The organism is Rhodococcus sp. PSi06, assembly GCF_054960675.1.
In genome coordinates this window covers 124,870-151,829 of the sequence record NZ_JBHNYO010000012.1, presented here as the reverse complement: position 1 = coordinate 151,829, position 26,960 = coordinate 124,870, and the positions used below count along the sequence as shown (strand labels likewise).

Annotated in this window: 29 protein-coding genes; 14 read left to right on the top strand and 15 right to left on the bottom strand. The window is 64.7% G+C overall.

Annotation, left to right across the window (positions count from 1 at the left end; all coding sequences use genetic code 11):
- The first annotated feature begins 41 nt into the window (after nt 1–41).
- The 6 genes from ACFI9K_RS17050 (at nt 42) to ACFI9K_RS17025 (ending at nt 6,828) form a co-directional block, all read left to right on the top strand.
- On the top strand, nt 42–704 hold the full coding sequence (locus tag ACFI9K_RS17050) for a histidine phosphatase family protein (protein ID WP_462664593.1): 663 nt from the start codon (nt 42–44) through the stop codon (nt 702–704).
- The gene (locus ACFI9K_RS17045; protein WP_462664592.1) at nt 697–1,287 is read left to right on the top strand and encodes a TlpA disulfide reductase family protein; all 591 of its coding nucleotides are present in this window, start codon (nt 697–699) and stop codon (nt 1,285–1,287) included. The genes ACFI9K_RS17050 and ACFI9K_RS17045 overlap by 8 nt, the downstream gene beginning before the upstream one ends.
- A complete protein-coding gene (locus ACFI9K_RS17040) occupies nt 1,284–2,102 on the top strand; it encodes a cytochrome c biogenesis CcdA family protein (RefSeq protein WP_462664591.1) in 819 nt (272 codons plus the stop codon). Before ACFI9K_RS17045 ends, ACFI9K_RS17040 begins: the two co-directional genes overlap by 4 nt.
- Complete coding sequence (gene resB, locus ACFI9K_RS17035; RefSeq protein ID WP_462664590.1) at nt 2,099–3,718, top strand: cytochrome c biogenesis protein ResB; 1,620 nt, start codon at nt 2,099–2,101, stop codon at nt 3,716–3,718. Before ACFI9K_RS17040 ends, resB begins: the two co-directional genes overlap by 4 nt.
- Before the next feature lie 3 nt (nt 3,719–3,721).
- Nucleotides 3,722–4,687, top strand: a complete 966-nt coding sequence (ccsB, locus tag ACFI9K_RS17030; protein ID WP_462664589.1) for a c-type cytochrome biogenesis protein CcsB — start codon at nt 3,722–3,724, stop codon at nt 4,685–4,687.
- A 716-nt stretch (nt 4,688–5,403) separates the two neighbouring features.
- Nucleotides 5,404–6,828 (top strand): MinD/ParA family ATP-binding protein, encoded by a 1,425-nt coding sequence (locus ACFI9K_RS17025; RefSeq protein ID WP_462664588.1) that lies wholly within the window; start codon nt 5,404–5,406, stop codon nt 6,826–6,828.
- 11 nt (nt 6,829–6,839) lie between these two features.
- On the opposite strand, the gene ACFI9K_RS17020 is transcribed toward ACFI9K_RS17025, so the two are convergent.
- Both ACFI9K_RS17020 and ACFI9K_RS17015 read right to left on the bottom strand, forming a co-directional pair.
- The gene (locus ACFI9K_RS17020; protein ID WP_032380405.1) at nt 6,840–7,037 is read right to left on the bottom strand and encodes a hypothetical protein; all 198 of its coding nucleotides are present in this window, start codon (nt 7,035–7,037) and stop codon (nt 6,840–6,842) included.
- A 132-nt stretch (nt 7,038–7,169) separates the two neighbouring features.
- Complete coding sequence (locus tag ACFI9K_RS17015; RefSeq protein ID WP_008713732.1) at nt 7,170–7,385, bottom strand: BldC family transcriptional regulator; 216 nt, start codon at nt 7,383–7,385, stop codon at nt 7,170–7,172.
- Nucleotides 7,386–7,583: 198 nt separating this feature from the next.
- Here ACFI9K_RS17015 and ACFI9K_RS17010 point away from each other — a divergent pair, with 198 nt between their 5' ends.
- A complete protein-coding gene (locus tag ACFI9K_RS17010) occupies nt 7,584–7,937 on the top strand; it encodes a DUF4229 domain-containing protein (RefSeq protein WP_462664587.1) in 354 nt (117 codons plus the stop codon).
- Nucleotides 7,934–9,016 carry an L-cysteine desulfhydrase Cds1 gene (cds1, locus tag ACFI9K_RS17005; protein WP_462664586.1) on the top strand — a complete coding sequence of 361 codons (1,083 nt, stop codon included), beginning with the start codon at nt 7,934–7,936 and terminating at the stop codon, nt 9,014–9,016. The genes ACFI9K_RS17010 and cds1 overlap by 4 nt, the downstream gene beginning before the upstream one ends.
- 6 nt (nt 9,017–9,022) lie before the next feature.
- Here the strand turns inward: cds1 and ACFI9K_RS17000 are convergent, their stop codons facing one another.
- The 4 genes from ACFI9K_RS17000 to ACFI9K_RS16985 all read right to left on the bottom strand — a co-directional run bounded on the left by ACFI9K_RS17000 (nt 9,023) and on the right by ACFI9K_RS16985 (nt 14,199).
- Entirely contained in the window at nt 9,023–9,334 is a 312-nt protein-coding gene (locus tag ACFI9K_RS17000) for a hypothetical protein (protein ID WP_462664585.1), read from the bottom strand.
- 20 nt (nt 9,335–9,354) lie between these two features.
- Entirely contained in the window at nt 9,355–11,814 is a 2,460-nt protein-coding gene (pepN, locus tag ACFI9K_RS16995) for an aminopeptidase N (RefSeq protein ID WP_462664584.1), read from the bottom strand.
- Nucleotides 11,815–11,839: 25 nt separating this feature from the next.
- Nucleotides 11,840–13,168, bottom strand: coding sequence for an HNH endonuclease signature motif containing protein (locus ACFI9K_RS16990; RefSeq protein WP_462664583.1), 1,329 nt, complete (start codon nt 13,166–13,168; stop codon nt 11,840–11,842).
- A gap of 122 nt (nt 13,169–13,290) precedes the next feature.
- Complete coding sequence (locus tag ACFI9K_RS16985) at nt 13,291–14,199, bottom strand: NAD(P)/FAD-dependent oxidoreductase (protein ID WP_462664582.1); 909 nt, start codon at nt 14,197–14,199, stop codon at nt 13,291–13,293.
- A gap of 78 nt (nt 14,200–14,277) precedes the next feature.
- Here ACFI9K_RS16985 and ACFI9K_RS16980 point away from each other — a divergent pair, with 78 nt between their 5' ends.
- The 4 genes from ACFI9K_RS16980 (at nt 14,278) to ACFI9K_RS16965 (ending at nt 15,980) form a co-directional block, all read left to right on the top strand.
- A complete protein-coding gene (locus ACFI9K_RS16980; RefSeq protein WP_462664581.1) occupies nt 14,278–14,775 on the top strand; it encodes a MarR family winged helix-turn-helix transcriptional regulator in 498 nt (165 codons plus the stop codon).
- Nucleotides 14,776–14,843: 68 nt separating this feature from the next.
- The gene (locus tag ACFI9K_RS16975; protein WP_462664580.1) at nt 14,844–15,185 is read left to right on the top strand and encodes a PNPOx family protein; all 342 of its coding nucleotides are present in this window, start codon (nt 14,844–14,846) and stop codon (nt 15,183–15,185) included.
- A gap of 24 nt (nt 15,186–15,209) precedes the next feature.
- The gene (locus tag ACFI9K_RS16970; RefSeq protein ID WP_462664579.1) at nt 15,210–15,566 is read left to right on the top strand and encodes a Clp protease N-terminal domain-containing protein; all 357 of its coding nucleotides are present in this window, start codon (nt 15,210–15,212) and stop codon (nt 15,564–15,566) included.
- Nucleotides 15,567–15,599: 33 nt separating this feature from the next.
- A complete protein-coding gene (locus ACFI9K_RS16965) occupies nt 15,600–15,980 on the top strand; it encodes a phage holin family protein (RefSeq protein ID WP_462664578.1) in 381 nt (126 codons plus the stop codon).
- On the opposite strand, the gene ACFI9K_RS16960 is transcribed toward ACFI9K_RS16965, so the two are convergent.
- Nucleotides 15,977–16,846, bottom strand: coding sequence for a 1,4-dihydroxy-2-naphthoate polyprenyltransferase (locus ACFI9K_RS16960; protein WP_462664577.1), 870 nt, complete (start codon nt 16,844–16,846; stop codon nt 15,977–15,979). The genes ACFI9K_RS16965 and ACFI9K_RS16960 overlap by 4 nt on opposite strands.
- A 47-nt stretch (nt 16,847–16,893) precedes the next feature.
- On the bottom strand, nt 16,894–18,150 hold the full coding sequence (locus tag ACFI9K_RS16955; RefSeq protein WP_462664576.1) for an Hsp70 family protein: 1,257 nt from the start codon (nt 18,148–18,150) through the stop codon (nt 16,894–16,896).
- Nucleotides 18,151–18,310: 160 nt separating this feature from the next.
- Between ACFI9K_RS16955 and ACFI9K_RS16950 the strand changes: the two genes are divergently transcribed.
- A complete protein-coding gene (locus ACFI9K_RS16950) occupies nt 18,311–21,577 on the top strand; it encodes a BTAD domain-containing putative transcriptional regulator (RefSeq protein ID WP_462664575.1) in 3,267 nt (1,088 codons plus the stop codon).
- Here the strand turns inward: ACFI9K_RS16950 and ACFI9K_RS16945 are convergent.
- From ACFI9K_RS16945 to ACFI9K_RS16935, 3 genes are all read right to left on the bottom strand, one after another.
- Nucleotides 21,574–22,407 (bottom strand): ABC transporter permease, encoded by an 834-nt coding sequence (locus tag ACFI9K_RS16945; RefSeq protein ID WP_462664574.1) that lies wholly within the window; start codon nt 22,405–22,407, stop codon nt 21,574–21,576. The genes ACFI9K_RS16950 and ACFI9K_RS16945 overlap by 4 nt on opposite strands.
- Entirely contained in the window at nt 22,404–23,357 is a 954-nt protein-coding gene (locus tag ACFI9K_RS16940; protein WP_462664573.1) for an ATP-binding cassette domain-containing protein, read from the bottom strand. The genes ACFI9K_RS16945 and ACFI9K_RS16940 overlap by 4 nt, the downstream gene beginning before the upstream one ends.
- A gap of 85 nt (nt 23,358–23,442) precedes the next feature.
- The gene (locus tag ACFI9K_RS16935) at nt 23,443–24,222 is read right to left on the bottom strand and encodes a PIG-L family deacetylase (RefSeq protein WP_462664572.1); all 780 of its coding nucleotides are present in this window, start codon (nt 24,220–24,222) and stop codon (nt 23,443–23,445) included.
- Between the two features lie 207 nt (nt 24,223–24,429).
- Between ACFI9K_RS16935 and ACFI9K_RS16930 the strand changes: the two genes are divergently transcribed.
- A complete protein-coding gene (locus tag ACFI9K_RS16930; protein ID WP_462664571.1) occupies nt 24,430–24,804 on the top strand; it encodes a nuclear transport factor 2 family protein in 375 nt (124 codons plus the stop codon).
- 48 nt (nt 24,805–24,852) lie between these two features.
- On the opposite strand, the gene menE is transcribed toward ACFI9K_RS16930, so the two are convergent.
- The 4 genes from menE to ACFI9K_RS16910 are packed head-to-tail and all read right to left on the bottom strand — an operon-like array spanning nt 24,853 to nt 26,959.
- The gene (menE, locus tag ACFI9K_RS16925; RefSeq protein ID WP_462664570.1) at nt 24,853–25,989 is read right to left on the bottom strand and encodes an o-succinylbenzoate--CoA ligase; all 1,137 of its coding nucleotides are present in this window, start codon (nt 25,987–25,989) and stop codon (nt 24,853–24,855) included.
- Nucleotides 25,990–25,999: 10 nt separating this feature from the next.
- Nucleotides 26,000–26,314, bottom strand: coding sequence for a DUF3349 domain-containing protein (locus ACFI9K_RS16920; RefSeq protein ID WP_222093821.1), 315 nt, complete (start codon nt 26,312–26,314; stop codon nt 26,000–26,002).
- Nucleotides 26,315–26,317: 3 nt separating this feature from the next.
- Complete coding sequence (locus tag ACFI9K_RS16915) at nt 26,318–26,647, bottom strand: DUF3349 domain-containing protein (RefSeq protein WP_462664569.1); 330 nt, start codon at nt 26,645–26,647, stop codon at nt 26,318–26,320.
- 24 nt (nt 26,648–26,671) lie between these two features.
- Nucleotides 26,672–26,959, bottom strand: a complete 288-nt coding sequence (locus ACFI9K_RS16910; RefSeq protein ID WP_462664568.1) for a hypothetical protein — start codon at nt 26,957–26,959, stop codon at nt 26,672–26,674.
- Between the last annotated feature and the right edge of the window lies 1 nt (nt 26,960).

Genomic DNA, 26,960 nt, shown 5'->3' with positions numbered 1-26,960 from the left:
GAACTGACTCCCCACCCGACTAGCGAGAAACAGGACCCGACGTGACCGAGGCCCCCGCAACACATCCGCACTCGACGACGCGCACCATCGTGCACGTCCTTCGGCACGGCGAGGTGCACAACCCGAAGGGCATCCTCTACGGGCGGCTGCCTGGCTTCAAGCTCTCGGTGACGGGCCAGTCGCAGGCCAAGGCAGTGGCGGACGCGCTCGCCGGACACGACATCACGCACGTCGTCGCATCTCCGCTCCTGCGCGCCCAGGAAACCGCAGCTCCGATCGCCGCGGCTCACGGCCTCACGATCGCCGAGGACGAGAACCTCATCGAAGCGGGCAACGAGTTCGAGGGACTGCGGGTGGCCGTGGGCGACGGCGCACTGCGCCGGCCTCGGCACTGGTGGAAGCTGCGCGACCCGTTCACCCCGTCCTGGGGCGAGCCGTACCTGCAGATCGCGCACCGCATGCTCGCCGCCGTCAACGCGGCCCGCGTCGCAGCCGTCGGGCACGAGGCCGTCTGCGTCAGCCACCAGCTTCCGGTCTGGACGCTGCGCCGTTTCCTTCAGGGCGACCGGCTCTGGCACGATCCGCGCAATCGCCAGTGCGGACTCGCGTCGCTGACGTCGCTGGTCTACGAGGGAGATCAGCTGGTCGATCTCGTATACTCCGAGCCCGCGGGATCGTCCGACCCGAGGATTTCCGGTGCGTAGGTTACTGCTCGCAGTTGCCGCCGTGACCCTCGTTGCGGGGTGCTCGACGGGCACCGACGCCGTCGCTCAGGGCGGTACCTTCCAGTTCGTCTCGCCCGGCGGCAAGACGGACATCTTCTACGATCCGCCGTCCGACCGCGGTGCCTTGGGCGAGCTGTCCGGGCCCGACCTGATGACCGAGGGCAAGACGACCTCGTTGTCGGACTACGACGGCGACGTCGTCGTCCTCAACGTCTGGGGCCAGTGGTGCGGACCGTGCCGCGGTGAAGCCGACGACCTCGAAAAGGTCTACGAGGCGACCAAGGCCTCGGGCGTCGAATTCCTCGGCATCAACGTACGCGACGAATCGCAAACTGCAGCACAAGATTTCGTCGTCAGCAACAACGTCAGCTACTCCTCGATCTACGACCCGCCGATGCGCACCCTCACCGCGCTGGGCGGCGTTCCCACCTCCGTCATTCCGACGACCGTCGTGCTCGATCGACAGCATCGCGTTGCCGCAGTGTTCCTACGTGAGCTGCTCGCCGAAGATCTGCAGCCCGTCGTCGAACGGATAGCAGCCGAGGAGCAAGTGCAACAGTGAACGAGGTCTACCTTGCCGGTGTCGGCGCGAGTTTCCAGGAAGCCGCGGCCTCCGGGCCGCTGATCCTGGCCCTCGGAGCCTGCGTCCTGGCGGGGCTCGTCTCGTTCGCGTCACCGTGCGTCGTACCGCTGGTGCCGGGTTATCTCTCGTATCTCGCCGGAGTCGTCGGAGCCGACGCCCCCGCAGTCAGCGCCGACGAGGCGGCCGTCAAGACGAAGGTGCGTAGCGGACGGGTACGCGTGGCCGGAGCGGCCGGACTGTTCGTCCTCGGCTTCACCGTGGTGTTCGTTCTCGCCACCGCATCGGTGTTCGGCGCAATTTCGGTGCTGGCGATCAACCGCGAACTGCTCATGCGCATCGGCGGCGTCGTCACCATCGCCATGGGGCTGGTGTTCGTCGGACTGATCCCTGCACTGCAGCGCGATGTGCGGTTCGAACCGAAGCAGATCGGATCGCTGGCCGGAGCGCCGTTGCTCGGCGGCGTGTTCGCACTCGGGTGGACCCCGTGTCTCGGGCCCACACTCGCAGGTGTCATCTCGCTCGCCGCCGGCACCGACGGTGCGACGGCAGCGCGCGGCGTCTTGTTGATCGTGGCTTATTGCCTCGGTCTGGGACTGCCGTTCGTGATCCTCGCGTTCGGTTCGGTCAGCGCGCTTCGAGGCGTCGGCTGGTTGCGTACCCACGCACGACAGATACAGGTGTTCGGCGGAATCATGTTGATAGCGGTAGGAATTGCACTTGTCACCGGTGCCTGGGATCAGTTCGTCGGTTGGGTGCGCGACGCCTTCGTCTCCGATGTGGTGTTGCCGATATGACCGCGGAGACCGAAGAGCGAACCGAGGCATCGCCCCCGCACAAGCAGTCGATGCTGGGCAGGGTCGTCGCGCTCGTACGCAACACCTGGCGCGGGCTCACCAGTATGCGGACCGCACTGGTGCTGCTGTTCCTGCTCGCTTTCGCCGCCGTTCCCGGTGCCCTGGTACCGCAGCGCAGCCTCAACGCGGGCAAGGTCGACCAGTACATCGCCGACCGTCCGACACTCGGCCCCATCATGGACAAGCTGGAACTGTTCGACGTGTTCGGCAGTTTCTGGTTCACCGCGATCTACGCACTGCTGTTCATCTCCTTGATCGGCTGTATCCTGCCGCGGTGCATCGAGCACGCAAAGCAGTTGCGTTCCAAGCCTGTTCGCGCGCCACGTAATCTTGCGCGCCTGCCGCACCACAGTCGGTACGACGTCGACGGCACCCCCGAGGACATTGCCGCACAGGTCCGTACGCAGTTGCGCGGCTGGCGCGTCGCCCAGCGATCCGAGGACGGCGGAGCGGTGACGCTCTCCGCGGAAAAGGGGTACGTCCGCGAACTCGGCAACCTCGTCTTCCACCTCTCGCTCGTCGGTCTGCTGGCCGCGATCGCCATGGGCAAGCTGCTCGGTTACGAGGGAAACCGCATCGTCATCGCCGACGACGGCCCCGGCTTCTGCACCTCGACACCGGCCAACTACGACGCCTTTCGCGCCGGCAATCTCGTCGACGGCACCGACCTCGAACCATTGTGCGTGCGGGTCAAGGACTTCCAGGCCGACTACCTCGACACCGGCCAGGCCGAGATGTTCACCTCGAACATCGAATACCAGGCCGGCGACGACCTGACGAACAACGTCTGGCGCGACGACCAGCTGCAGGTCAACCACCCGCTGCGGGTCGCAGGCGACCGCGTCTACCTGCAGGGCCACGGCTACGCACCGACCTTCACCGTGACGTTCCCGAACGGTGAGACCCGCACCGACACCATCCAGTGGCAACCGACCGACGCCACGACCTTCCTGTCCAGCGGCGTATTGCGCGTCGACCCGCCCGGCGGTCTCTACCCGGATCCGCTGGACCGCCGAAAGAACCAGATCGCCATCGAAGGGCTGTTCGCGCCGACTGCGTCGTTCCACGGCAGCCTGCTGTCGTCGAGCTTTCCGGCCATGAACGATCCCGCCGTCGCCGTCGACATCTACAAGGGCGACACCGGCCTCGACACCGGACTACCGCAGTCCATTTTCTCGCTCGATCAGGAAATGATCGCCCAGGGTCGCTTGGTCAAGCAGGATCGCGTCAACCTCATGCCGGGAGAATCGGCCACGCTGAGCGACGGAACCGTCGTCACGTTCGACGGCGCGAAGGAATTCGTCAACCTTCAGGTCTCCCACGACCCGGCTCAGACCTGGGTCCTGGTGTTCGCGCTGACGATGATGGGCGGACTGCTCGTCTCACTGGTGATCAAGCGTCGCAGAATCTGGGTCCGGCTCACCGCCGATGCGCAGTCACGACGTACTGTAGTAGACCTCGGCGGACTTGCACGCACCGATCAAGCGGGGTGGGGCGAAGAGTTCGACCGCCTGTGCACCCGCCTGCTCGGCGATACCTCGAAACAGGAGAACTGACCGATGCCGATCAACGAGACACTCTCGCAGTACAGCGACTGGTCGTTCGAATCAGCGTTCACCATCTACGTGCTCGCATTCGTCCTGCTCATCGCCCAGTACGCGTCCGCGAAAGCCACCGCCGCTCAGGCCAAGGAACTCGTCGGCGCAGGTGCCCCGGTGATCGAGACCCGGCCGGGTCGCGTCACCGAAGCGCCCAAGCGGCCGCTGTCCGACCGTCTGGCAGGCATGGGCTTTGCATTGCTCGCGCCGGCCCTGCTCCTGCACATCACCGCGGTGGTGCTGCGAGGGTTCGCCACCCACCGCTTTCCGCTCGGCAACATGTACGAGTTCGTCACCATGGCCACCGCCGCCGCGGCCCTGACCTCCGTCGTCGCCCTGCGCAAGAAGACGATGCGTCCGATGCTCGTGTTCGTTCTCGCACCGATCATCGTGCTGATGTTCTTCGCTGCCACCAAGCTCTACGCCGACGCCGCCCCGGTCGTCCCCGCACTGCGCTCCTACTGGCTGCCCATCCACGTCACCATCGTCAGTGTCGGCAGCGGCATCCTGCTGGTCTCCGGTGTGGCCAGCCTGCTGTTCCTGCTTCGCATCAAGCAGCCCGTGGGAGAGGAAAGCGTCGGCTTCTGGGGCAAGTTCGCCTCCAAGCTGCCTGACGCCCAGGCCCTGGACCGACTCGCGTACAAGACCACCATCGTCGCCTTCCCGCTCTTCGGCGCAGGCGTTATCCTCGGCGCGATCTGGGCCGAGGCCGCATGGGGACGCTTCTGGGGCTGGGATCCCAAGGAAACGATGTCGTTCATCACCTGGATCATCTACGCCGCCTACCTGCACGCCCGCGCCACCTCCGGTTGGCGCAACACCCGCGCCGCCTGGATCAACGTCGCGGGATTCACCGCCATGCTGTTCAACCTTTTCATCATCAACATGGTGGTCTCCGGCCTGCACAGTTACGCAGGCCTGAACTAACACTCGGCCGCTGCGCAGGCCGCTCAGCTGGTAGCGTCCGATCGGGCTCGATGGGGGAGACATCCGAGTCCGATCGAAGGATGTAGGACGCGAACTGGGGGGAATCGGTCATGGCCGATCGGCACGAGAACAATTGGCAACCCGTCCGACCGTTGGACGAAGACCCGCCGGACGAGCGCGCCCCGGAGCCGGCGGTGAACCCCGAACCGCCCGTCGCAGTCGAGGACGTATCTGTGCCCGACGCGAAGCCCGCGATTCCACGGGAACCGTTCCGCTCGACTCCCATCACCATGCCGCCCGAGAGCGCGGACGACCTACCCCTCGCGCCACGTGAGGCCGCGCCTGCGCCGCCGGAGATCCGGGTGGCGGAGTCGGTTGGGTCTGAGGAGTCGGTTGGGACTGAGGCCGAGGTTGCAGGGGAAGCCAGTGCGGTTCCGGTTTCGGGTGAGGCTGGGGTATCTGGCGAGGCTGAAGTTTCTGACCAAGCGGCCAGGTCCGGGGCTGTGGACAAGACCACCAGCACTGGGACGCCCTCGAACCTCCCGAAGACGCCTGTCGCGTTACCTGAGCCGACGAGTCCGGCGTTGCAGAGTTCCGTAGTCCCACCGCCCGAGCCGAGACCGATCCAGCGTCCGCCTGCGCCACCTCATCCCGCGCAGTGGGTGCCGCAGGGTCACGGAGCGCCTCCGAACAATGGAGTGCCACAGAATAATTGGATGCCTCAGAACGGTGGGATGCCGCAGAACGGTGGGATGCATCAGAACGGTGGGATGCCGCAGAACGGTTGGGCGCCGCAGAACGGTGGGATGCCGCAAAACGGTGGGGCACCGCAGAACGGTTGGGCGCCGCAGAACGGTGGGATGCCGCAAAACGGTGTGGCACCGCAGAACAATTGGGCACCTCCGCAGGGGCCGGGTGGGCCGCGGGGCCCTGTGCCGCAGGGCCAGGGCGGGCCGCAGGGTGGTCCGCAGGGGCAGGGTGGTCCGCATGGGCAGTGGACTGCACAGAATCAGTGGGCAGCGCAGGCAGGTCACCGGTCCCCACTTCCCGAATCTGTTGCGCCGCAGATGCATCCACATCCGAGTCCACAGCAACCGAATCCACAGCAACGCGGCATGGGTGATGCGCAGGTTCTCGTTCCGCAGGCATTACCAGTCGCACAGGTCCTGCCGGTTGATCGCGCTGTTCAGCAGCAGGTGTCTTCTCACGATCTGGGCAACTCGTTGCTCGTTCGTTCGGGCAATGTGCCGCCGGTTTCCGGATGGCGTCGGGCGCTCTATGTGATGTCCGGCGGCCATATCGATGTCGGTAACAGCGCTGCCCAACAGCATCGGCTCGCGTTGACTGCTCAGGTGGATCGGACGTTGGTGGGGTGTTACCGCGTCGCGGTGCTCTCACTGAAGGGTGGTGTCGGTAAGACGACGACTACGGCGACTCTGGGATCGACGTTCGCCGACATCCGAGGTGATCGAGTGATTGCGATCGATGCCAACCCGGACCGTGGAACCTTGGGGCAGAAGGTTCCCTGCGAAACGACCGCCACCGTCCGAAACCTGTTGCGTGACATCGATTCTCTGGAACGCTACAGCGACGTGCGGGCGTACACGTCGCAGAATGCCAACCGGTTGGAGGTGTTGGCATCGGACTCGGATCCGGCAGCATCCGAGGCGTTCAGCGGCGAGGATTACGACCGCGCGGTCGATATGTTGGAGAAGTTCTACAGCATTGTCATCACCGATTGCGGCACCGGCCTGATGCATTCGGCGATGGAGAGCATTCTCGAAGGCACGGACACGCTGGTGGTAGTCAGCTCGGCATCGGTGGATGGGGCGCGAAGCGCGTCGGCGACTCTGGATTGGCTCGATGCTCACGGCTATCGCGCGCTGGTGGCCTCGTCGGTCGCCGTTGTCAACGGCGTTCGACCGAGAGCAGGAAAAGTCGATCTACAGAAGGTCATCGATCACTTCGAGCAGCGTTGCGCCCATGTCCGGACGATCCCGTACGACCCGCATCTCGAAGAGGGCGCAGAAATCGAGCTGGACCGGTTACGTGGGCGCACACGCACGGCTCTTCTGGAGGTGGCGGCAGCGGTGGCGGCCGGATTCCCGGACTCGCCGACCGCCTCTCGCCCCAGTCGATAGTTGCCGAACCCCTACTCGGTCGGTTCTGTCCCCGCCTCGGTTCCGTCTTTTCCGCCGCGGCGAGCTTCACGATTGATTCGCCACAGAAAATCGGGATCGTCATCGGGTCCGACCGTGCGGGTCGGTGCAGCTCCTGCGCTGGGTCCGAAAGCCTTCCAGAACAGCACCACGACTGCTACCAAGCCGATCAACGCCAATAGATAGATCACGACGCACCTCCTACTACGAGGGTAGCCGCGATACAACAGGCTCCGCACCCGTCGAGCGTCGAAGATTCCTGAGAATGTTCGATGAGTTCGTACGGGTGCGGAGTGCGCGAATAATTCGCGACGGGGTACTGATCAGTGGTGCGTGCCGGCCTCTGTCGTCAGCGAGGTCAGCAGCTGCATAACCTCGGTCTCGCGAAAGCGGCGGTGTCCACCGGGAGTGCGGAGCGATCCGAGGCGTCCTGCGTGTGCCCAGCGAGTCACAGTCTTGGGGTCGACGTGAAAAAGCGCTGCAACCTGACCCGGCGTGAGCAGTGAGTCCTGAGCCTTGTGGAATGTGGGTGCGCTCATCTGTCGTGTCCTCCTACGATGCGGTTCGGTGCATTTGCGTCGAACCGGAGATATCGGTCTGCTGCGTTCGGAACCCATGGTTGCACTCGAACCCCTAGGTACTCGACTGATACAAGGTTGGTAAAGGGGAGGTAATGGACAAATCGGTCACCGCGGGCGAGGGTCGGAAGGCTCGTCGAGACCGGTAACCTGGGACCCGTGAGTGAAGCGACGAATTCCGACAGCAGCGAACCGACCAGCGGAAATGCCCTACCCAAGGGGTCGGCCAAAAAGTCTCTTGCCGTGAACCTCGGCGTCTACACCTTCGCGCGACTCGCACTCGTCATCGTGATCGCCGCGGTCATCGTCGGCGTCGGTTTACTGTTCGACCTCGAGGTTCCGGTTCTCGTCGCCGCGATTTTCGCCGTGCTGATCTCGCTACCGCTCTCACTGCTCTTGTTCAAGAAGATGCGTATCCGCGTCAACGAATCCATCGCAGCAGTCGACGAGGACAGGCGCACCGCGCGTGCAGACCTGCAGTCGAAACTGCGCGGTGAAGACGGCAAGAAATGACGGCGTCGGTCGATCACTCGGGATCACGCACCTGGGTCGACAACGCAGTCCGCCTGATCGAGGCAGATTCACAGCGCAGCGCGGACACGCACCTGCTGCGTTACCCCCTGCCGGCGGCGTGGGGAATTTCGCTCTACCTCAAGGACGAGTCCACCCACATCACCGGCAGCCTGAAGCATCGGCTCGCTCGGTCGCTGTTTCTGTACGCCATCTGCAACGGGTGGATCACCGATCGGACGACGGTGATCGAGGCGTCGTCCGGCTCGACGGCCGTCAGTGAGGCGTATTTCGCTCGACTACTGGGCTTGAAGTTCGTCGCCGTGATGCCGCGGAGCACCAGCCCGGCCAAGGTTGCGCTCATCGAGTCCCACGGCGGACGGTGTCATTTCGTCGACCGCCCCGGTGAGATGTACAGCGAGGCGCATCGACTTGCCGCCGAACCGGACAGCCACTACATGGACCAGTTCACCCATGCCGAGCGGGCCACCGACTGGCGCGGAAACAACAACATTGCCGAATCGATCTTCGACCAACTCCGGCTCGAGGAATGCCCCGTTCCGGACTGGGTGGTGGTGGGCGCGGGAACCGGCGGAACCAGCGCCACCATCGGTCGCTACATTCGGTATCGCAGGCACGCAACGAAATTGGCTGTAGTGGACCCCGAGAATTCGGCGTTCATCGGTGGTTACGAGACCGGCGACGCGGGCTTCGAGACCGGTTTGCCCTCCCGCATCGAGGGCATCGGACGACCACGCGTCGAACCGTCGTTCGTCGGCCAGGTGATCGACAGAATGATCGCCGTTCCCGACGCAGCGTCGGTCGCGGCCGCGAGATTCACCTCGGAGGCACTCGGAAAAAGGGTGGGGGGATCGACCGGCACCAACATCTGGGGAGCATTCGGGTTGATCTCGGAGATGATCGCCGCAGGCCGACGCGGCAGCGTGGTCACGTTGCTGTGCGATGGTGGAGATCGCTACTCGCAGACATACTTCGACGACTCCTGGGTCGCGGACCAGGGCATGGATCTCGAAGAACCGATGCGCGCTCTCGACAACTTCATCAGCACCGGGACGCTCTGAGACGAGCTACCGGCTCACCGCCATCGACGCCAGCGCAGTGGCAGCGGCGACCGTGCCGACAGCCGGCCATGCGCCGATCTTCTTGGCAAGCGGGTGCGAGGCACCGAACGCGACGAGGTACGTGCCGAGCAACGCACCGGCGCGTGCCGAGCCCGAGGATTTCTGCCACTGTTCGGTGCAGGCAACGCAGACGGCTGCGAGTACCGCTCCGCCGAGTTGACGATTGCCCGACTGCCGGGCGACGGCGAATCGCCCGAGCAAACCACCGGCGGCGAGGGCGGACGTGGCGAAAGAACGGCGAGCATCATGGTCGGACATGATCGTCACCCTAGCCTTCGTCACCGTAGCCGAGCCTGGACTCGCAAGCTGCGGTCCAGGTGGTCCCTTTGCTCGATCACCAAGCGCCGCAGTGCAGCTGGTGCCCACTCGTGGTCGGCTAGCCACGCGTCTGCGCTTTCGGTCGACGATTGCCCAGGGAAGAGACGTATCACTATCCGCCGTGCGATTTCGATACTGCGTGAGGTCCACAACGACGAGATGGACTCGAAGTATCGGTCGTCGTAGGGCGCAGTGAGGTCCGGTCGGTGACCGGCTCCGAAGCCGGTGATGTAGGCGTCGAGCACATCGTTGGAGATGTCCTCGCGTTCGGTGACAGCCGCCCACGCCGTCGCCTTCACAGAAGCGTCGGGAACAGCCGTCGACGCCGCAATGTGAGCGGTGCGCCCCGAGGAGGTGTCGTCCGAGGCCAGTTCGCCATCGAGGTCGTGAGCAGTCGCGTGGCCGGTTGCGGCGAGCGCCAGCCACAGTGCCCACCGGAGATCAGGATCGAGTTTCAGTCCGGCGATGACGACAGTGCCGTCGAGCAGCGAGCGCAGATCCTCCGCCAGGAAGTCGTCGAGCTGCGCAGCCGATGCGACGGCGCGCGCCCATACCAACTGTGCGTCGCTCCCGGGTTCGCTCGAGCGCAGTTGCAGCCACGATGCTTCGAGCCACTGCCGGGTGGGATCGCCGCGTAGTTCGTCGGGGAGATAGTGCCCGAGTGTGAACGCCACATTGGCGGTGACTGCCGAGAGCAGGCCGATCTTGGACTCGGTTGGCGCGAATCTGGTTGCTAGATCAATGTATTCGAGCGGCGAGAGCTCCGCGTCCCGGGTGGAGTTCCACAGTGCGGACCACACCAGCCCGCGCGCCAAGGGATCGACGATGCGATCGAGGTGGGCCCGCAGGGTGGCGGTGGAGCGTTCGTCGAATCGGATCTTGGCGTAGGTCAGATCGTCGTCGTTGAGCAGAACCAGTGCTGCATCGGGGAGATCTACCGGCGTTCGGGCTTGAACGATATCGAGTTCTCGGCGGTGGGTTCTCGTCAGATTTCCGTCCTCGTCCAGATCGTAGAGCCCGATCGCGATGCGGTGCGGGCGCGGATCCGTCTGCTCGACGGCATCGCCGTTAAAGCTGAGTGTGGATACGCCGGTGGTCTGCAGCCATGCTGCTGCCCAGGTGTCGAGGTCGCGTCCGCTGGCGGCCGACATCTCGCTCAGGAGGTCCGTCAGCGTCGTGTTCCCGAAGGCATGGGTGCGAAAGTAGCTACGGGAAGCGGAGAAGAAGGCCTCGGCACCGACGAACGCGCCCAGTTGCTTGAGCACACTCGCGCCCTTGGCGTAGGTGATGCCGTCGAAGTTCAGCTTGGCGGCCTCGAGATCGGAGATGTCGGCGACGATCGGGTGAGTGGTGGGAAGCTGATCCTGCAGATAGGCCCACGCTTTTCGGCGGTTGGCGAAACTGACCCAGGCATCGGTGAATCGGGTGGCCTCGGCCGACGCATATGCGCCCATGTAATCGGCGAACGACTCCTTGAGCCACAGATCGTCCCACCACTGCATCGTGACGAGATCGCCGAACCACATGTGCGCCATCTCGTGCAGAATCGTATTGGCGCGGGCCTCGTACTGGGCTTCCGTTGCCGCAGAACGGAATACGTACGATTCGGTGAACGTGACGAGACCGGGGTTTTCCATCGCGCCGAGGTTGTACTCGGGGACGAAAATCTGATCGTACTTTCCGAACGGGTACAGGTAGTCGAACTTGTCGTGGAAGAAATCCAGGCCGCGCTTCGTGATGTCGAAGATGTCGTCGGCATCGAAATGTTCGGCGAGGGAGGCTCGACAATAGGCACCGAGAGGCACGGTCAGTTCGCCTCGCGTCCAAGAGGATTCGACACCGTGATACGGGCCGGCAGCAACTGCGGTGATGTAGGTCGAGATGGGCAGAGTCGGCCCGAACGTGGTGACCGTGTCCTTGGTGGCTCCGGCACGGTTGGACAACACGGTCCATGCCGGGGGTGCGGTGACCTTCAGCGTGAACGCGGCCTTGAGGTCCGGTTGCTCGAAGTTCGCGAATACCCGTCGAGCATCGGCCGGCTCGTACTGGGTGTAGAGGTAGACGTTGTCGTCGACGGGGTCTACGAAGCGATGCAGTCCTTCCCCCGACCTGCTGTACCGCCCGCGTGCACGAATCCGAACGACGTTGTGCTCTGTGAGGCCGACCAGTTGGATGCGAGCGCCGTCGTAATCGACCTCAGTGTCGACGCCGTTGACGGTGACCTCGTCGACAGCAGCACCGATGAAGTCGACCCATGTCGCTGCGGTGGTGGCGTCGAATTCGAGAGTTGTGACCGTCTCGAAGGTATCCACACCGAGGTCCTCGGCCCGTAGAAGATTCAGCTGGACGAGGTACTTCACCCCGTCGATGTGGCGCGATCGCCTGCGAGTTTCGGTCCGGGTTAAATTCGCGGTGCTCACCGAACCAACCCTAGGTGATCGTTTTTCACAGGGCGGGCGGGGTGAAGTAGTGATGTCCGAGTGGATCGACGATGTGCAGGACTCCTTCCGGCAGTAGTTCGGTGTGCCACAGCTTCCGCGTTTTGAGGTTGTGGTGGAGCCGGCAGCGCGGACCGATGTTCGTGAGGATCGTCCAGCCGCCTCTCTCGGGGCGTTGTCGGTCGAATTCGACGATGTGGTCGAGGTCGCATCGTTCCGAAGGCACGTTGCAGCCGGGATGCACGCAGTAGGGCTGTTCGGCGCGAACACGCGCGGCGAGAGCACGACTGGGGGCATAGCTCAGTGCGCCCGGAGGCGGTAGTTTCATGCCTCCGTGGCCGTCGGGGTAGAGAGCGTGTACGCCGATGGGGTCGTCCCCGACGATGGCTCGCCAGCGTTCGATCAGTGTTCCCCCACCCGGCCGCGGTCGGATCGCAGTAGGGGGTCCGGCTCTGTCGGCCGGCGGTGTGTCCGGCGGCCGGTTCGTCGGATGGTCGCCTCCCGGCAGTACGGGAGTCGCACTGCCGCTAAACTTTCGGGCGGTCGTGTCGGCATCGGTGTCAGTGGGCTCGGATGCCTCCGGATCAGGGTTACCGTGGGCGGGAGTCTCCGGGGCCGGATCGGTCTCACCGTCGCGGCCCACCGTGCAAGGTGTGCACTCGCACAGCAGTGCCTCACCGCGCATCAGTGCCGTCTGAGCGTCGCCTCGCCGTTGATCGTCCGAACGCGGATCCTCCGGATGCAGGCGCATGACCTCGGTCTCGATCCGCGACAGCTGTTCGTCGGCTTCGCCGTCGGTCATGAGTGTGGTCAGGCTCGACAGTCCCCGTGCCCGGCGACGAAGGCGGACTCGCTTTTCGGTGCGCGCCGCGCGCGTGCGCACCGCACGGTCCCAGTCGGCATCGGCCTCGATCAGCAGGCGATCGATCTCGCGACCCAGAGAACCTGGAGCCATCTCTCTGGCGGCTTCGAGAATTTCTGCCTCCAAGGCGACGACTGTCTCCGGCCGGGCATGAAGCAGATGGTCATGAATTGTCCGCACTCGCTCCAGATCGAGCACACCGTCGACGAAACTCCGACGCACGAGCGGGCGCAGTTGACGCCACATCCGCAGCCTGTTGTCGATGGCGGCGAAGGTGGAGGACACCGCGGCTGCCAGTTCGCAGATCGCCGAGCTGTACAGATCCTTCTCGGTCACCCCGGTGTCCCACGAAGATGTGCCGGCCGTTCGACTGCGGACGTACTCGTCCATGGACGCGAGTTCCGACGCGGCGGCAGCGTTGATCGCCCGACGAGCGCCCAGAACGTCGGCGAGCGCGCAGTGATGCTCGGCCACCCACGCCACTTTTCGTAGCCCCATGTCACCCCCCCAGCGACGGTGGATCGAACGCCCGTTCGACCTCGTTGCCGCAAGTGTAAGGCGAGCCACCGACAGATTCTTCGGCCCTGGTGAGGGGCTCAGACTGCGCTGACGGCTCGGGTCACATCGAGCCCCAGGAGGTAGTGATTGATGGCGATTGCTGCCTTCGATCCTGCTGCGGCCGAATTGATCAGTTGGGCCGGTGAATCCGAGACGTTCCCGGCTGCCCACAGGCCGTCGACGCTGGTGAGCCCGGTGGGGTCGGTGGCCACCCATCCGTTGTCGAGGCGAGTGCATCCGATCGAACTCAGAAGTATGTCGTTCGGAACGAACGTCGGCCCGACGAACAAGACATACCGAGGAACGACGGTTCCGTCGGACAGCTCGACGCCGGCTACACGCCCGTCGTGCACGACGACTCGGGAAACCGGTGCGTCGACGATTCGGACCGACCGAGCGTCGAGTCGCATCCGTTCGTCGTCACTGAGTTCGATGCCGTTGGTGAAGAAGACGACGTCTTCCGACCATTGGCGAATCAACGAAGCCTGGTGGATCGTGAACGGTCGATTGGAGCCGCCGACAACAGCAATAGGCTGATCTCGAACCTCGTAGCCGTGGCAGTACGGGCAGTGCAACACCCCTGAGCCCCATTGCTCTCGGACTCCAGGGATGTCGGGTAGCTCGTCGCGCAGCCCGGTCGCCACCAGGGCCGATCGCGAAGCGAGGACCGCGCCATTGCCGAGGTGGAGCTCGAAGCCATCCTCGATTCGAGTTACGTTGTCCTGCAGGATCTCTCCGCCGTAGCGGAGAACCTCCTTGCGCCCGGCCTCATTCAAAGCCTCAGGTGTGGATCCGTCACGCGAGAGAAAGTTGTGCACATGGTCAGCGGGGGCATTGCGCGGCTCTCCGGCGTCGACGACGATCACGCGCCGGCGGGCGCGTGCCAAAAGCGTTGCGGCGCTGAGCCCGGCGGGTCCGCCCCCTACCACTACGGTGTCGTACGTCAAGACGGCTCCTCCTGTGGATCGGGCTATGATGCGAACCTAACAGAACTGTCAACTGGTTAACAATGTTGGGTGGTGGCGATGACCGAAACTTCGCTTCGTGAGCTGACCTGCGCGCGGTGGGCCGAGTTCAATCCGGAGCTGGACACTGCGCCGATGCAGGTGGTGGCTCAGATCAAACGCATCGTCGCACTGCTCGATCTGGCCGTCGAACCGATATATGCCGCCGCCGATGTCTCCGGTGCCGAGATGGAATTGATGGTTCCGCTGCGCTATGCCGCCGAGCCTGTGACGGCAGCGCGTTTGGCGGAATTGCTCGGCATGACACGTGCCGGGGTGAGCAAGGCACTCGCGAAACTCGAACGACGCGGTTTCGTGGCGCGAATGCCCAGCGCTCAGGATCGACGGTCTGCCTCGATCACCCTCACCGATGAGGGAAAGAGCGTCGTGGACGACGTATTTCCCCGCGAGCTCGAAGCGCACGGGCGACTGTTCGACGCATTGGGCGCACGTCGACAGCGCGCCCTCGAGTCCCTGACCATTGTTGCCGAGTCAATGGAGGCCGGTCTGTCGCAGTGACGGCCTACTCGACCTGCTCCGCGGCTATTCTCGGCGACACGGCCGGGGCTATGTGGGAGGCGATCACGATGAACACGTTTCAGAAGTCGGCATCGGCGTTCAACAAGATTTTCATGGTGGTGATGAAAATGCCGGTGCTCGACAGGGTGCTCGGGCGTTCGATGGGCATCCTGACCTACACCGGCCGAAAGTCCGGGAAACGGATCGCACTTCCGGTCGCGATCAGTCGTAGAGGCAACCACCTGAAGATCGGGGTTGCCTTGCCGGACAAGAAGAATTGGTGGCGTAACTTCCTGGGCGACGGCGGCCGGGTCGACGTCGATCTCGGTGGCGTTCGGTATGCAGGCCTCGCAACGGCAACCCGCGACGACCGCGGGCGGGTATCGGTCGACATCGCCCTCGATCGCTGAACCGTCGCAGCGCACGCCCGGGCGTTGCACTCGGAGAGGATCGAGCCCGTTCATCTGTTCCTCGGTGCACTCGAGAAAGCCGACGAACCGCTGAGCTCTGCGCTGGCGAAGGCCGGATTCACCCTCCACAACGCTCTCGAGGACGTTCGGTCGACTGATGCCCGAGCCCTACGGTCCATCGGCATCGATCTCGCCGACGTGATCGACACCGTCGAGACCGCGGTGGGATTCGGTGCAGTCGACCGCCCGAACGAGATAGGCGTCGAACATATTCTTCTCGGTGTGGTTCGAGGAGCCGATCCGTGGTTCACCGAACTGGTGAGTGTCCGCGGCACCCTGGACGAGCTGCGGTCGACGGTTCTGCTCGTCCGAACGCCGTAGCCGCCCAACGCTGCGGACCCTACGATGGCGGCCATGAACTTTCTGATTCGGCTCGTGATCAATGCCGTTGCCATCTGGGTCGCCAAGGAATTCGTAGACGGGATCACCGTCACCAGTTCGGGTCGCGGCGATGGGTGGGACATCGTGGTGTTGCTCGGCATCGCAGCCGTGCTGACGATCGTCAACGCATTCATCAGGCCGATGGTGAAGCTTCTGTCCCTGCCGTTGCTGATACTGACTCTCGGACTGTTCACTCTCGTGATCAACGCGCTGATGCTGCTGTTGACGGGGTGGTTGTCGTCGCAGACCGGCTACGGCCTCGAGATCGTCGGGTTCGCCGCTGCGTTCTGGGGCGCGATCATCATCTCGATCGTGAACTTCCTGCTCGGGGCGTTCGTACCCGAGAAGCGTTAGGCGAACGCCAGCGCAATGCCGGTGCTGGCTCCCCAGACGAGCATGGCCAACCCTGAATCACGCAGTGCAGGAATCAATTCAAAACCGTGGGCACCCTTGCGAACCGGTGAATTGGCACGGGCAGCGAAGGGGAGCGCCAGCAGGCCCACCAGTGCCCAGGGAGTCCGTGCGATCAGGATCACGGTCATCGCGAACGGCACCACCAGCAGCGCGAGATGCAGGTAACGCGTGCGGGCGTCACCCAATCTCACTGCGAGCGTGCGCTTCCCGGATTCGGTATCGGTGGGGATGTCTCGCAGGTTGTTGGCCACCAGTACTGCACTCGAGAACGATCCGACGGCCACCGCGGCCAACACTCCGGCCCAGTCGATCGTCTCGGCTTGCACGAACTGCGTGCCGAGAACTGCAACGAGTCCGAAGAACACGAATACCGCGATCTCGCCGAATCCGCTGTAGCCGTACGGCTTGGAGCCGCCGGTGTAGTACCAGGCACCGGCGATGCAGACCAGCCCTACGATGACCAACCACCAGGCACTGGTCACGGCCAACGCCAGCCCGGCGACGGCACCCACAGCGAAGCAACCGATGGCGGCCTTCTTGACCGCGCCTGCCGACGCCGCCTTGGAGCCGACCAGCCGCAGCGGTCCTACTCGATCGTCATCGGTGCCGCGTATTCCGTCGGAGTAGTCGTTGGCGAAATTGACGCCGACGATCAGGGCCAACGAGACGATCAGTGCCAGCAGGGCCTTCCACCACACCCCGGCGCCGAGGGACACGGCTGCACCGGTACCGACGAGGACGGGAGCGATAGCATTCGGAAGCGTGCGCGGTCGCGCACCTTCGATCCATTGCGCAGTGGTGGCCATGAGCGACGATCTTTCCGTATGTGTTCGACGGGTGAGAACGCGGCCGGTCAGAACGGCAGACGCGGCAATACCGGTAGGGGAATGACGGGCAGCTGGACGCCGGGAATCTGCGGCAGCGGCACGGTGGGTGCCGGCGCAGGAGCCGGTGGGTAGTAGTGCGGCTGGTATTGGACCGAGGGGGCGGGCTCGGCTGCGGGTGCCGGCGCAGGCGTCGTCGTGGGGGCCGGAGGCGGGATGTCGGGCGTGGGTGTCGAGCTCGAGCTCGAGGTCGTGGCTGCGGTCGACGGCGTCGTGGTCTGCGACACGCGCTCGCTCACACTGGCAGGGGTGCTCAGCGGTTGGTCTCCCGGGCCGGAGCCGAGCGCGGTGAACACTCCGATGGCGGCGATGACGCCCGCGATCGGCAGCGCGATCATTCCCAGCCTCGTCAACGCCGGACGGTGTGAGACGAGGGGCGCCGCGCCGGTCGCGTCGACGCGGGTGGCGTGGACGGCTGCCCCACCGCCGACCACCAGCTCCGGCCGATCGGGAACTATGACCGGCAGCTGTAGAAAGCGTTCGAGGGTGGCCCGGATCAGCGGCACGTTGGAGGTACCACCGATGGCGACGACGGCGTCGGGATAGAACTCGGCCTCGAGGCCGAGTTGTCGCACCATCGCGGCGGCCTGCTCGGTGGAGCGCGCGATCGACAACTCGAAGATGTGCCGCTCGAGGAGCACGTGCTCGCCGTCGGGTGTACTGGTGGTCCGGTGTGTGGAGAGCGCTTCCTTGATGCCGCGGCAGAAGGCCGTCAGCGAACTGTCCTCGTCGGGTGATTGCGGCGGTCGCACGATGCCCAGGCCGAGGATGTGCTCGCGGACGACGGCGTCGAAGGCGCTGCCGCTGATGGCGGTAGTGCGCGTCGAACCGTAGGAGCGGCCGGATTCGACGTCCACGATGTCAATGCCGACGCCCGTGTCACCGGCGTCGAACAGCGCGATCGTTCGGTGGTGGGAGGGCAGTCCGGGCCGTAGATACTCCAGTGCCGCGCCGGTTTCGTCGATGAGGTGGACATCGGAGACGTACTCCTCGTCGAGGGCCGAGGCGATGTGTGTCCGCTCCGCCGGGCTGCGGTAGGCGACGCCGAGCGACTGCGGTGCGTCGGGCCGGTCGACGATGCCGCGGACCACGCGCGCGACGTCATCGGCCGATGGGGCAAGCTGCCAGCTCTCGAACGGAGTGTCGTCGGTCCAGGTACCGTCTTCGGTGGTCCGGGCCGTGCGGATGCCACACGTGCCCAGTGACACACCCACGGACGAACGCATCGCTTCTCCGGCCTCTCCGATTCGATGACGGCGATCAGGCTTACTTTGCACGCCCTCGGGACGGGCGACGTGGACACTCTACCGTCTTGCGGTTTGGTTAGGGTCCACAAAACAATCCGATCGTCGATTCGAAGCGCTCCGCCCCGCGGCTTACGATCTGATGACAGTGCACAACGACATCGCGTTCTCGAAGACGACGCACCTCACCGCCGACCCTCCGGTGGTGGGGATCCTCGGCGTCGTGACGACCTCGGTCGACGGAAGTCCGGTCCCGGTGTCGGGAACGAGGGCGCAGTCGCTGCTGGTGGCACTGGCGATGGTTCCGGGGCGCGCCCGGTCGGCGCAGGCGCTCATCGAGGAGGTGTGGCCCGACGAGCCTCCGCGATCACCGAAGAACGCTCTGCAGACGCAGATCTCTCGGCTGCGATCGGCGCTGCCCAGCGGCGCTCTCGAGAGTGGACCCGGAGGGTACCGGTTGGCGCTCGGTGCCGAAGACATCGATCTCGGACTGGCCCGTGCTCTGCTCGGCGACGCGCAGGGACGCCTCGCCGATGAACGGTTCCAGGATGTGCTCGCCTTGGTGGACGAAGCCCTCGGTCTGTGGCGCGGTGAGCCGATCGAATCCGTTCGCGCTGCCGCCGACCCGGTCGCCGCAACTCTCGAGTCCCTGCACGTCGCGGCACTGCTGGGCCTGAGAAGATTTGCCGACGCCCTGCCGTATGCGCAGGCCCGATCGGCCGGAGATCCATCCGACGAGCGCGCTGCCGCCGACCTCATGCGGGCGCTGCACGGTGTCGGCCGATCCAACGACGCGCTGACGGTGTTCGCGAAATTACGTAGCGATCTGGCCGGGCGGTTGGGAACGGATCCTTCGCCTGCGACGACGGCACTCAATGCCGACATCCTCGGTCACGATGTCCCGACGGTGTTGCAGACCATCGGTCTTCGCGCCGCACCCAATGCGCTGATCGGTCGCGGCGACGACATCGACGCGATCGAGGAACTGCTGAACACCTCTCGCGTCACCACCGTCCTCGGTCCCGGCGGCGCGGGTAAGACACGCATCGCACATGCCCTGGGTCATCGAGCTGCAGCGAGGATGCCGGTGGCGTTCGTGGAGTTGGCATCGCTGCGCAGTGGAGAGGACGTCGCCTCGGCGATCGGGGCCACTCTCGGATTGACCGAAGCCGATTTCACCGTCGGCAGTCTTCAGGTCGCTCGGGTGCACTCGATTCACGATCGTCTTCTCGACGTTTTCTCGACCCGCAGATCTCTGTTGATTCTCGACAACTGCGAGCACGTGATCGACGAGGTAGCGGCGGTCGTGGACGAGCTCGTGTCTGCAACGGACATGGTGACGGTGTTGGCGACCTCACGTTCGCCGATGGGGTCGACGGCGGAATCGGTGTTCCCGCTGCCCTCGCTCGGCATGCTCGGCCCCAATTCGCCTGCTACAGAGCTCTTCTGCATTCGAGCTCGCGCAGTTCGGCCGTCCGTGCGGCTCGATCCGGACGCCGTCTCGGCTTTGTGTCGCACCTTGGACGGTTTGCCTCTCGCCATCGAGTTGGCGGCAGCGCGCGTGAAGTCGATGAGTGTGGAGGACATCGCCACTCGGCTGCACACACGGTTCGCACTGCTGCGAACGCCGGACCGTACCCGGCCGGAACGACATCGAACCTTGCATGCGGTCATCGACTGGAGTTGGAATCTGCTCGACGGCGCAGAGCAGGCAACTCTTCGGCGGCTCTGTCGCTTTCCTGCGGGTTTCGATCTCGACGCGGCACGAACGGTGGCGGAATGGTCCGAGGTCGAGGATGTTTCGGTTGCGCTCGACGGTCTGGTCAACCAGTCCATGCTCACGGTTTCCGAGACATCGACCGGCGTGCGCTATCACATGCTCGAGACCGTCCGCGAGTACGGCGAGGAGCAGTTGGACGCCAGTGGAGAGCGCGAGCAGGTCGCGGTACGGCTGCGGGAGTGGTCGACTGCCGTGGCGACGACGGTCTCCGCGGGCTATAGCGGTGGGCGTTCGGCCGAGATGGTTCTGGTGCTCGAAGCCGAGCACGACAACCTGCTCGTGGTCATGAGACATTCTTTCGCGCAGGATGTTTCGCACCACGTCTGCACTCTGTTCTCGGTACTGGGCTACTTCTGGGCCATGCGGGGCGCACATTCCGAGGTGCTGAACTGGGCCGGCCGGGTGCAGGCCAGCATCCGCCGCGGGATCGCAGATACACCCGACGACAACGCGGTCATGTGCATGCTGGTTCTGGCGGCGCACTTCGCCTACGGCCGACAACTGCGTCAGGTCGCCCGCTCTCGAGCTGATCTACGAATTCTGTTGCGCGACAGACGAAATATCTCACCTGGGCTGCGCTTCAACGCAGAAGTGCTGGTGCATCACATCGGGGGTCGGGGATTGGCCCGAAAGCTCGCTCTCGCCACTCGATCCGAACACGACGACGTTCGGTGCAACGCGCACGTCGTACGTTCGATGCTCGCGCAGAATTCGGGCCGACTACACGAGTCCATTCGAGACGGTGAGCGCGCTCTGACCCTTGCGCGCAGTCGCGGTGATCTGTGGGCCGTGGGTTCGACCTCTCAGACACTCGCCAGCTCCTACGGTCTGGCAGGTGATCAAGCGCGTGCCGCCGAGTACTACCGAACCTCGGCCGACGTCATGTGGACGATGCACGCCTACGAGGAGAGCATGCAGACCCGAACCTTTCTGGCGATGGCACTGATCGGCGCGGGTCGCGTGGACGAAGGTCGTGCGCTGGTGGAGGAATTGGCGTCGGGAGTCATGGCGCGAGACTGGAGCCCGGCAGAGTCCGGCGTCACCGATCATCGCCACGCGGCGGACGATTCGGGAGCCCGATGGGATCGCGCGCAGCAGCAGTCGACGTCGGCGTCGTTGACCGCTGCGCGGGCGGCGGCGGATGTGGAAGACGGTTACGTCGACCGAGGTTTGGAGCAATTTCGGGAAGCACTGGCTGTCGGCGGCTGGCCATCGCAGGACGCGAGCGATCCGTTCATGACGATCCTGGTGTGTGCGGCCGTCGGAGCGCACGTACTGCACGGTCGTGCCGTGGATGTGCGTGACGCAGTGCAGGAATTGGTGCGTACGCCGTGGAATGCGTCGATGCCGGGCGGTTTCTACGATATTCCGATGCTCGGTGCCGTGGCGTGTGCAGTGGGCTCGTTCGAGCTGCAGTGCGGAGACCGCGAACGTGGGGTTCGGTTGCTGGCCGCGTCGGGCAGGGCGGTGGGGCGCCAGGATTTTCCGTCCATGCGAATCGATCGGCATGTGGCCGCAGCCCGCTCGATCGCCGGTGACCGTGCGGTCGATGCCGGAATCGAGCGGGCTGCTGGTATCACCAGACATGCTGCACTGCAGGAGATCTTGAGTTTGCTCTCGGAGTCCTAGGCCTTTCGCATGTACGACTTCACGGTCAGTGGGGCGAAGACGGCGACGATGACCACAGCTCCGACGAGTGAGTACACGACGTGAATACCGAAGTGCCCGTTGTTCGCCAACTCCCGCACGGCCGTCACCAGGTGTGAGACGGGGTTGACATCGGCGAATGCCTGCAGCCAGCCCGGCATAGTGGAGGTGTCGACGAAGGCGTTGGACAGAAAGGTCAGCGGGAACAGCACCAGCATCGAGATGCCCTGTACCGAAGAGGCTTTGCTCATCAGGGTGCCCAGCAGCGCAAAGATCCAGCTGATAGCCCAGGCACAGAACATGACCAGCAAGACTGCTCCGGCGAGGCCGAGTGCGCCACCTGCGGGGTGATAGCCCATCGCGAACCCGGTGAGAAAACAGACGACCGCGGCAATCAGGTAGCGGATGACGTCGGCCATCAATGCCCCAGCGAGCGGTGAGATCCTGGCGATCGGGAGAGACCGGAATCGGTCGAAGACACCCTTGTCCATATCTTCTCGCAGCTGGGTGCCGGTGACGACGGACCCGGTGATCACTGTCTGCACCAGGATTCCTGGCACGATCATCGGCAGGTAGGACGTGACGTCGCCGGCAACCGCGCCGCCGAAGATGTAGCTGAACATCAGGGTGAAGATGATCGGTAGCAAGACCACATCGGTGAGCTGTTCGGGATTGTGGCGGAGCTTGAGCAGGCCGCGGTATCCCATGGTCGCGGACTGAGCGGCGGTGCGGGCCAGGCCGATATGTCGGACGACCGGCCGGTCGGCGGGGTCGATGTATGTCGATGACGGTGGGGTGAGAGTAGTGGTCATGCTGCGTCCTCGTCTGTGCTCTTGCCGGTGAGGGTCAGGAAGACCTCGTCCAGGCTGGGTTTGGTGACGGTTATTTCGCCGACGTCGATGCCGAAGTCGCGCAAGCGAATCAAGATGTCCGGGGTGACCGACGTATCGGCCATGGGTGCGGTCAATCGAGCGGATTCGGGGCTGACGGTGACCTCGACGTCGAGATGTTGCGCAACGAGCGCCCGGGCATCGTCGATCTGGTGTCGGTCGGTGAGAGTCAGTGACAGTGCAGAGGTACCCACCGAGGACTTGAGCCCGTCTGCGGTGTCGTCGGCGATGACGCGGCCGTGATCGATGACGGCGATGCGATCGCACAGCTGGTCGGCCTCGTCGAGGTACTGCGTGGTGAGCAGGACGGTCGAGCCCTGGGCGACGAGCCGGCGAATCGTGTCCCACATCTGAGCACGGGTGCGTGGATCGAGACCGGTGGTCGGCTCGTCGAGGAACAGCAGCGGCGGTGCCGAAATGAGGCTCGCGGCCAGATCGAGGCGTCGACGCATGCCGCCGGAGAACATCTTCAACGGTCGCGACGCCGCGTCCGTCAGTCCGAATTCCTCGAGCAGTTCGACGGCCTTGGCTCTGCTGGCGCGTCGACTCAGGCCGAGGAGCCGAGAGAACACGACGAGGTTCTCGGTTGCGGTGAGATCCTCGTCCACCGATGCGTACTGGCCGGTGACGCCGACGAGTGACCGGACCGCGGTGGCGTCGGCGACGACGTCTCGGCCGAAGACTCGCGCCGAGCCGCCGTCGGGTCGAAGAAGGGTGGCGAGCATGCGGACCGTCGTGGTCTTGCCTGCTCCGTTGGGGCCGAGGACGCCGTAGACCGCCCCGGTGGGGACGGTCAGGCTGACGCCGTCGACCGCGCGTTGCTTACCGAACGTCTTGACGAGGCCGACTGCCTCGATAGCTGGTGTGGTCATGGGGACAACGATCACCCCGACCGCTTGCACGACGCGTACGTTGCGCTTGCGTCACCTGTCGTGTGCCGTCACACGACGCATGTGGTCAGAGCGGGAGCGAGGTCTCCGTCAGGCCGACGCCACCGGTTCCGCGCAACTTCCTGAACCATTCGGTGCCGAAGGCGGTGGTGAGTTGTTCGATCGGCATCTGCAGGAACGGGCCGAAGTCGCCCACCTGGGTCTCGTGCGCTTCCATAGCAGCCCGCTTGGCAGCGATCACACTCGTCACGTCGACCACCGTCGTGATCTCGGTTTCCGGCAATCCGAACGTCTCCATGTCCGGCGGTGACGCCTCCTCGCTCCAATTCGGATTCGCCTCCAACAGTCGGCGCATGTGATCGCGATTGGTGGTGGTCTCGTACACGTTCGGGGTCCCGGCGATCTCGGTGGCGCGTTTGCCGACCACGTGAACCTGAATGTGGTCGGGGTGGCCGTATCCACCGTTCGGGTCGTAGATGGTGACGACGTCGGCCTGTTCTTCGAGCAGCACGTCGGCCAGTCGCCGTGCCGCGGTGTCGACGTCGACGTTGCAGAAGGCCTCCGGATTGGCGTTTTCCGGGGTGCCCGCCATCCCGGAATCGGCGTAGTGCAGCCGCACGATTCGGTCCACGCCCAGAACGGCGGCCGAACGATCCAGCTCGATGCGTCGGCGCTCTGCCAATGTCTCGCCGTCGGCGAGGATGCCGTCCGGATATTCGCCGAGGGCTCCGTCGGTTGCCGTGACGAGTACGACGCGATGGCCGGCATCGGCCGCCAGACGCATCACCCCGCCGGTGCCGAACACTTCGTCGTCGGGATGTGCGTGGAAGCAGACCAGAACACTCATGCAGCCAATGCTTGCACGTCGAAGCGGGTGTGGCCCAGTCGGTGGGCCGATACGGTCGGCCCGGAGCGCTCAGGATAGTGCGCTGACGAAGTAGCCGTCGCACACGCGCGCGCGTGTGCTGAACGCGCGCAGGTTCGCAGACCCATGGCCATCTATTTCGCGCGCACCTGGCAAACGCGAGCGCGTTCGTGCGTGAGACAGTGGCGCATGACGCCTGACCACAAGGGTCCAACCCGTGCAGGGACCGAGATCGAGACGGTTCTCGCGCTCGAGCGGGAGCTGCAGACTGCGCACTGTCGAAGCGACCCGGACCGACTGGCCGATCTGCTCGCCGACGACTTCGTCGAAGTGGGAGCCTCGGGCGCGGTGTGGGACAAGGCGTCGATACTCGACCTACTGGACAGCGAAGATTCCGTCGAGATCGAGGTGCTGCAACTGAGCGGTCGAGTGATCAGCACGGATTTGGTACTGCTGCACTGGATCTCGCGCCGAGCGGACATGCGAGCGCGCCGAACTTCGTTGTGGCGTCGCATCGAATCGGGATGGGAATTGGTGCACCATCAAGGCACGCCGCTGAGGTGACGCGTGTGCCGCCGATCGGGGCACTGCCGAACAGTGACCCGCAGCGACTCAGCGCTTGCTCAACACTGCCCGCAGTTGCGCGCGATTCAGTTTTCCCGGACCTCGGGTCGGCAGTGAGTCGACCAGAAACAATTCGCGTGGCGCGGCCGTGATGTCCAACGACGACGCGACGTGAGAGCGCAACTCCGCCAACGTCACCGGAGTCGAGGCGACAACCGCGACCACAATTTTCTGCCCGAGTCTCTCGTCCGGCAATCCGACGACCGCGCATTCGAGTACCGCGGGATGCGTGATCAGTGCCGCTTCGACGACCTGCGGCACCACGGTCAAGCCGCCGGTCGAGATGGCCTCGTCGAGCCGGCCGGTGATGCTCAGTACCCCGTCGACCATGGTTCCCGCGTCATCCGTCCGGAACCAACCCGGCTCGGCGAATGCGGGGTGGTCGGGTAATCCGCGATATCCCGAGGCGAGGGTTCTACCGCCCAACACCACCCTGCCCTCGTCGAAGCGCACCACAGTATCGCGCAGTGGAACACCGTCGTAGACGCAGCCGCCTGCGGTCTCGCTCATACCGTAGGTGCGCACCAATCGAATACCCGCGTCGATAGCTCTCTCGCGCAAGGGAATCGGCGTGGCCGCTCCGCCCAGCAGCACCGCATCCAGCGAGGCCAAGGCGGCAATCGCCTCGGGGTTGTCGAAGGCCTTCACCAACTGGCCGGGAACCAGGGAGGTGTACCGCAGCGGACCGGACATCCGCCCGATGGCCTCGATCAGGGCGGCCGGGTCGAAGCCGGCGGATACATCCATGATCACCGGCGACGTTCCGGCGAGCACGCTGCGCAGCAAGACCTGCATTCCGGCGATGTGGTGTGCGGGCAGAGCCAGCAACCACGATCCGGGGCCACCGAGACGCTCCTCGGTGGCCGTTGCCGACGCCACCAATGCCGACGCGGACAGCATGGCACCCTTGGGAATTCCCGTCGTCCCGGAGGTAGCCACGACCAGGGCGACGTCGTCGTCGATGGGGGTTCCGGGGGACAACGCGTCGTGCAGGCGTGCGATCTCGCGTGGATCGTCGGCGGGGACGGGAAGGAGAGCGGGGCCGTCGCCGGCCAGAACGCGACTCAGCCGCGGCAGGATGTCTGCCGCGGCCGGTCCGGTAGGAATGGAAACGCTCTCGAGCACAGGTGCGAGGTTAGTCCTTGCGCCGAATCGTGAACGGGTCGGCCAGAGGCCAGCCGCCGGCGGCGAGGTTGGCCCGCACCCGATTGACGTCCTCTTCCCGGGGCATCTCGTTGGTGACCTTGGTGATGGTGACGGAAATACCTGCTTTGTCGGCAGGCAACTGGCCGTCGGCGATGAGGGCATCCATCACCGACTGCACTTCGTCGTCGGACAGTCGCCGATTCAGAAGGGCAAGGAGGGGAACGTAATCCGCTTCGGGCACCCCATCGGGATACCCGCCGCGAAGCCACCCGACGATCGAGTGGAGGAACGACGGGACCGACATCGACTACAGGGCTGCCGGATCTGCGAGCGGCCAACCACCGGCTGCCAGCCTCGCCGAGACACGAGAGATGTCCTCGGCGGTCGGCTCGGACTCGATCTGATTGCGGATGTAGCTGGCGATCTCGTCGTTGGAGATGGCACCGTCGTCGAGCGCGCCTGTCGCCGGTGACACCAGTTCGAGAACGATCTCCTGTACCTGTGCGTCGGTCAGAGCGGCGCGGCGCAGGAGGGCGACGAGCGGGAAGCGATCCTTGGGCGGAACGCCTTCGGGGTATCCGGCTCGGAGCCATTCGAGCACCGAGGCCGGAAATGCGGTCTTGGTGGAGTCGGTCATGAGAGCTACACCCCTTCTCAGGTGTCAGAAGACGGAGATGCCGAATGTGCTGTCGAGGAAATTCTTCATGATGAAGAGAATTCCGGCCACGATGGCGACGACGACCACTGCGAAACACAGGACGGCAGCGGCGGTGGCGACGACCGGTCGGGCCACCCGAGTGGTGCCTGCGGCCGTGGCCTCGTCCGAGGGCTCACCGACCGAGAGTGCCTTGAGTCCGAACGCGAAGATCGCGGGCAGTCCGGCACCGAGCAGCAGTCCGACGAGTACGACCTGCCAGAGCGAATCGAGGGTGTGCTTGAGGGTTTCCATG

Excerpts from the sequence above, each read along its gene's own strand:
- resB (WP_462664590.1), top strand. The coding sequence starts at position 2,099 with ATGACCGCGGAGACCGAAGAGCGAACCGAGGCATCGCCCCCGCACAAG.
- ccsB (WP_462664589.1), top strand. The coding sequence starts at position 3,722 with ATGCCGATCAACGAGACACTCTCGCAGTACAGCGACTGGTCGTTCGAA.
- ACFI9K_RS17025 (WP_462664588.1), top strand. The coding sequence starts at position 5,404 with ATGCCTCAGAACGGTGGGATGCCGCAGAACGGTGGGATGCATCAGAAC.
- ACFI9K_RS17015 (WP_008713732.1), bottom strand. The coding sequence starts at position 7,385 with ATGAGCGCACCCACATTCCACAAGGCTCAGGACTCACTGCTCACGCCG.
- cds1 (WP_462664586.1), top strand. The coding sequence starts at position 7,934 with ATGACGGCGTCGGTCGATCACTCGGGATCACGCACCTGGGTCGACAAC.
- ACFI9K_RS17000 (WP_462664585.1), bottom strand. The coding sequence starts at position 9,334 with ATGTCCGACCATGATGCTCGCCGTTCTTTCGCCACGTCCGCCCTCGCC.
- ACFI9K_RS16980 (WP_462664581.1), top strand. The coding sequence starts at position 14,278 with ATGACCGAAACTTCGCTTCGTGAGCTGACCTGCGCGCGGTGGGCCGAG.
- ACFI9K_RS16975 (WP_462664580.1), top strand. The coding sequence starts at position 14,844 with ATGAACACGTTTCAGAAGTCGGCATCGGCGTTCAACAAGATTTTCATG.
- ACFI9K_RS16965 (WP_462664578.1), top strand. The coding sequence starts at position 15,600 with ATGAACTTTCTGATTCGGCTCGTGATCAATGCCGTTGCCATCTGGGTC.
- ACFI9K_RS16960 (WP_462664577.1), bottom strand. The coding sequence starts at position 16,846 with ATGGCCACCACTGCGCAATGGATCGAAGGTGCGCGACCGCGCACGCTT.
- ACFI9K_RS16955 (WP_462664576.1), bottom strand. The coding sequence starts at position 18,150 with ATGCGTTCGTCCGTGGGTGTGTCACTGGGCACGTGTGGCATCCGCACG.
- ACFI9K_RS16950 (WP_462664575.1), top strand. The coding sequence starts at position 18,311 with ATGACAGTGCACAACGACATCGCGTTCTCGAAGACGACGCACCTCACC.
- ACFI9K_RS16945 (WP_462664574.1), bottom strand. The coding sequence starts at position 22,407 with ATGACCACTACTCTCACCCCACCGTCATCGACATACATCGACCCCGCC.
- ACFI9K_RS16940 (WP_462664573.1), bottom strand. The coding sequence starts at position 23,357 with ATGACCACACCAGCTATCGAGGCAGTCGGCCTCGTCAAGACGTTCGGT.
- ACFI9K_RS16935 (WP_462664572.1), bottom strand. The coding sequence starts at position 24,222 with ATGAGTGTTCTGGTCTGCTTCCACGCACATCCCGACGACGAAGTGTTC.
- ACFI9K_RS16930 (WP_462664571.1), top strand. The coding sequence starts at position 24,430 with ATGACGCCTGACCACAAGGGTCCAACCCGTGCAGGGACCGAGATCGAG.
- ACFI9K_RS16920 (WP_222093821.1), bottom strand. The coding sequence starts at position 26,314 with ATGTCGGTCCCGTCGTTCCTCCACTCGATCGTCGGGTGGCTTCGCGGC.
- ACFI9K_RS16915 (WP_462664569.1), bottom strand. The coding sequence starts at position 26,647 with ATGACCGACTCCACCAAGACCGCATTTCCGGCCTCGGTGCTCGAATGG.
- ACFI9K_RS16910 (WP_462664568.1), bottom strand. The coding sequence starts at position 26,959 with ATGGAAACCCTCAAGCACACCCTCGATTCGCTCTGGCAGGTCGTACTC.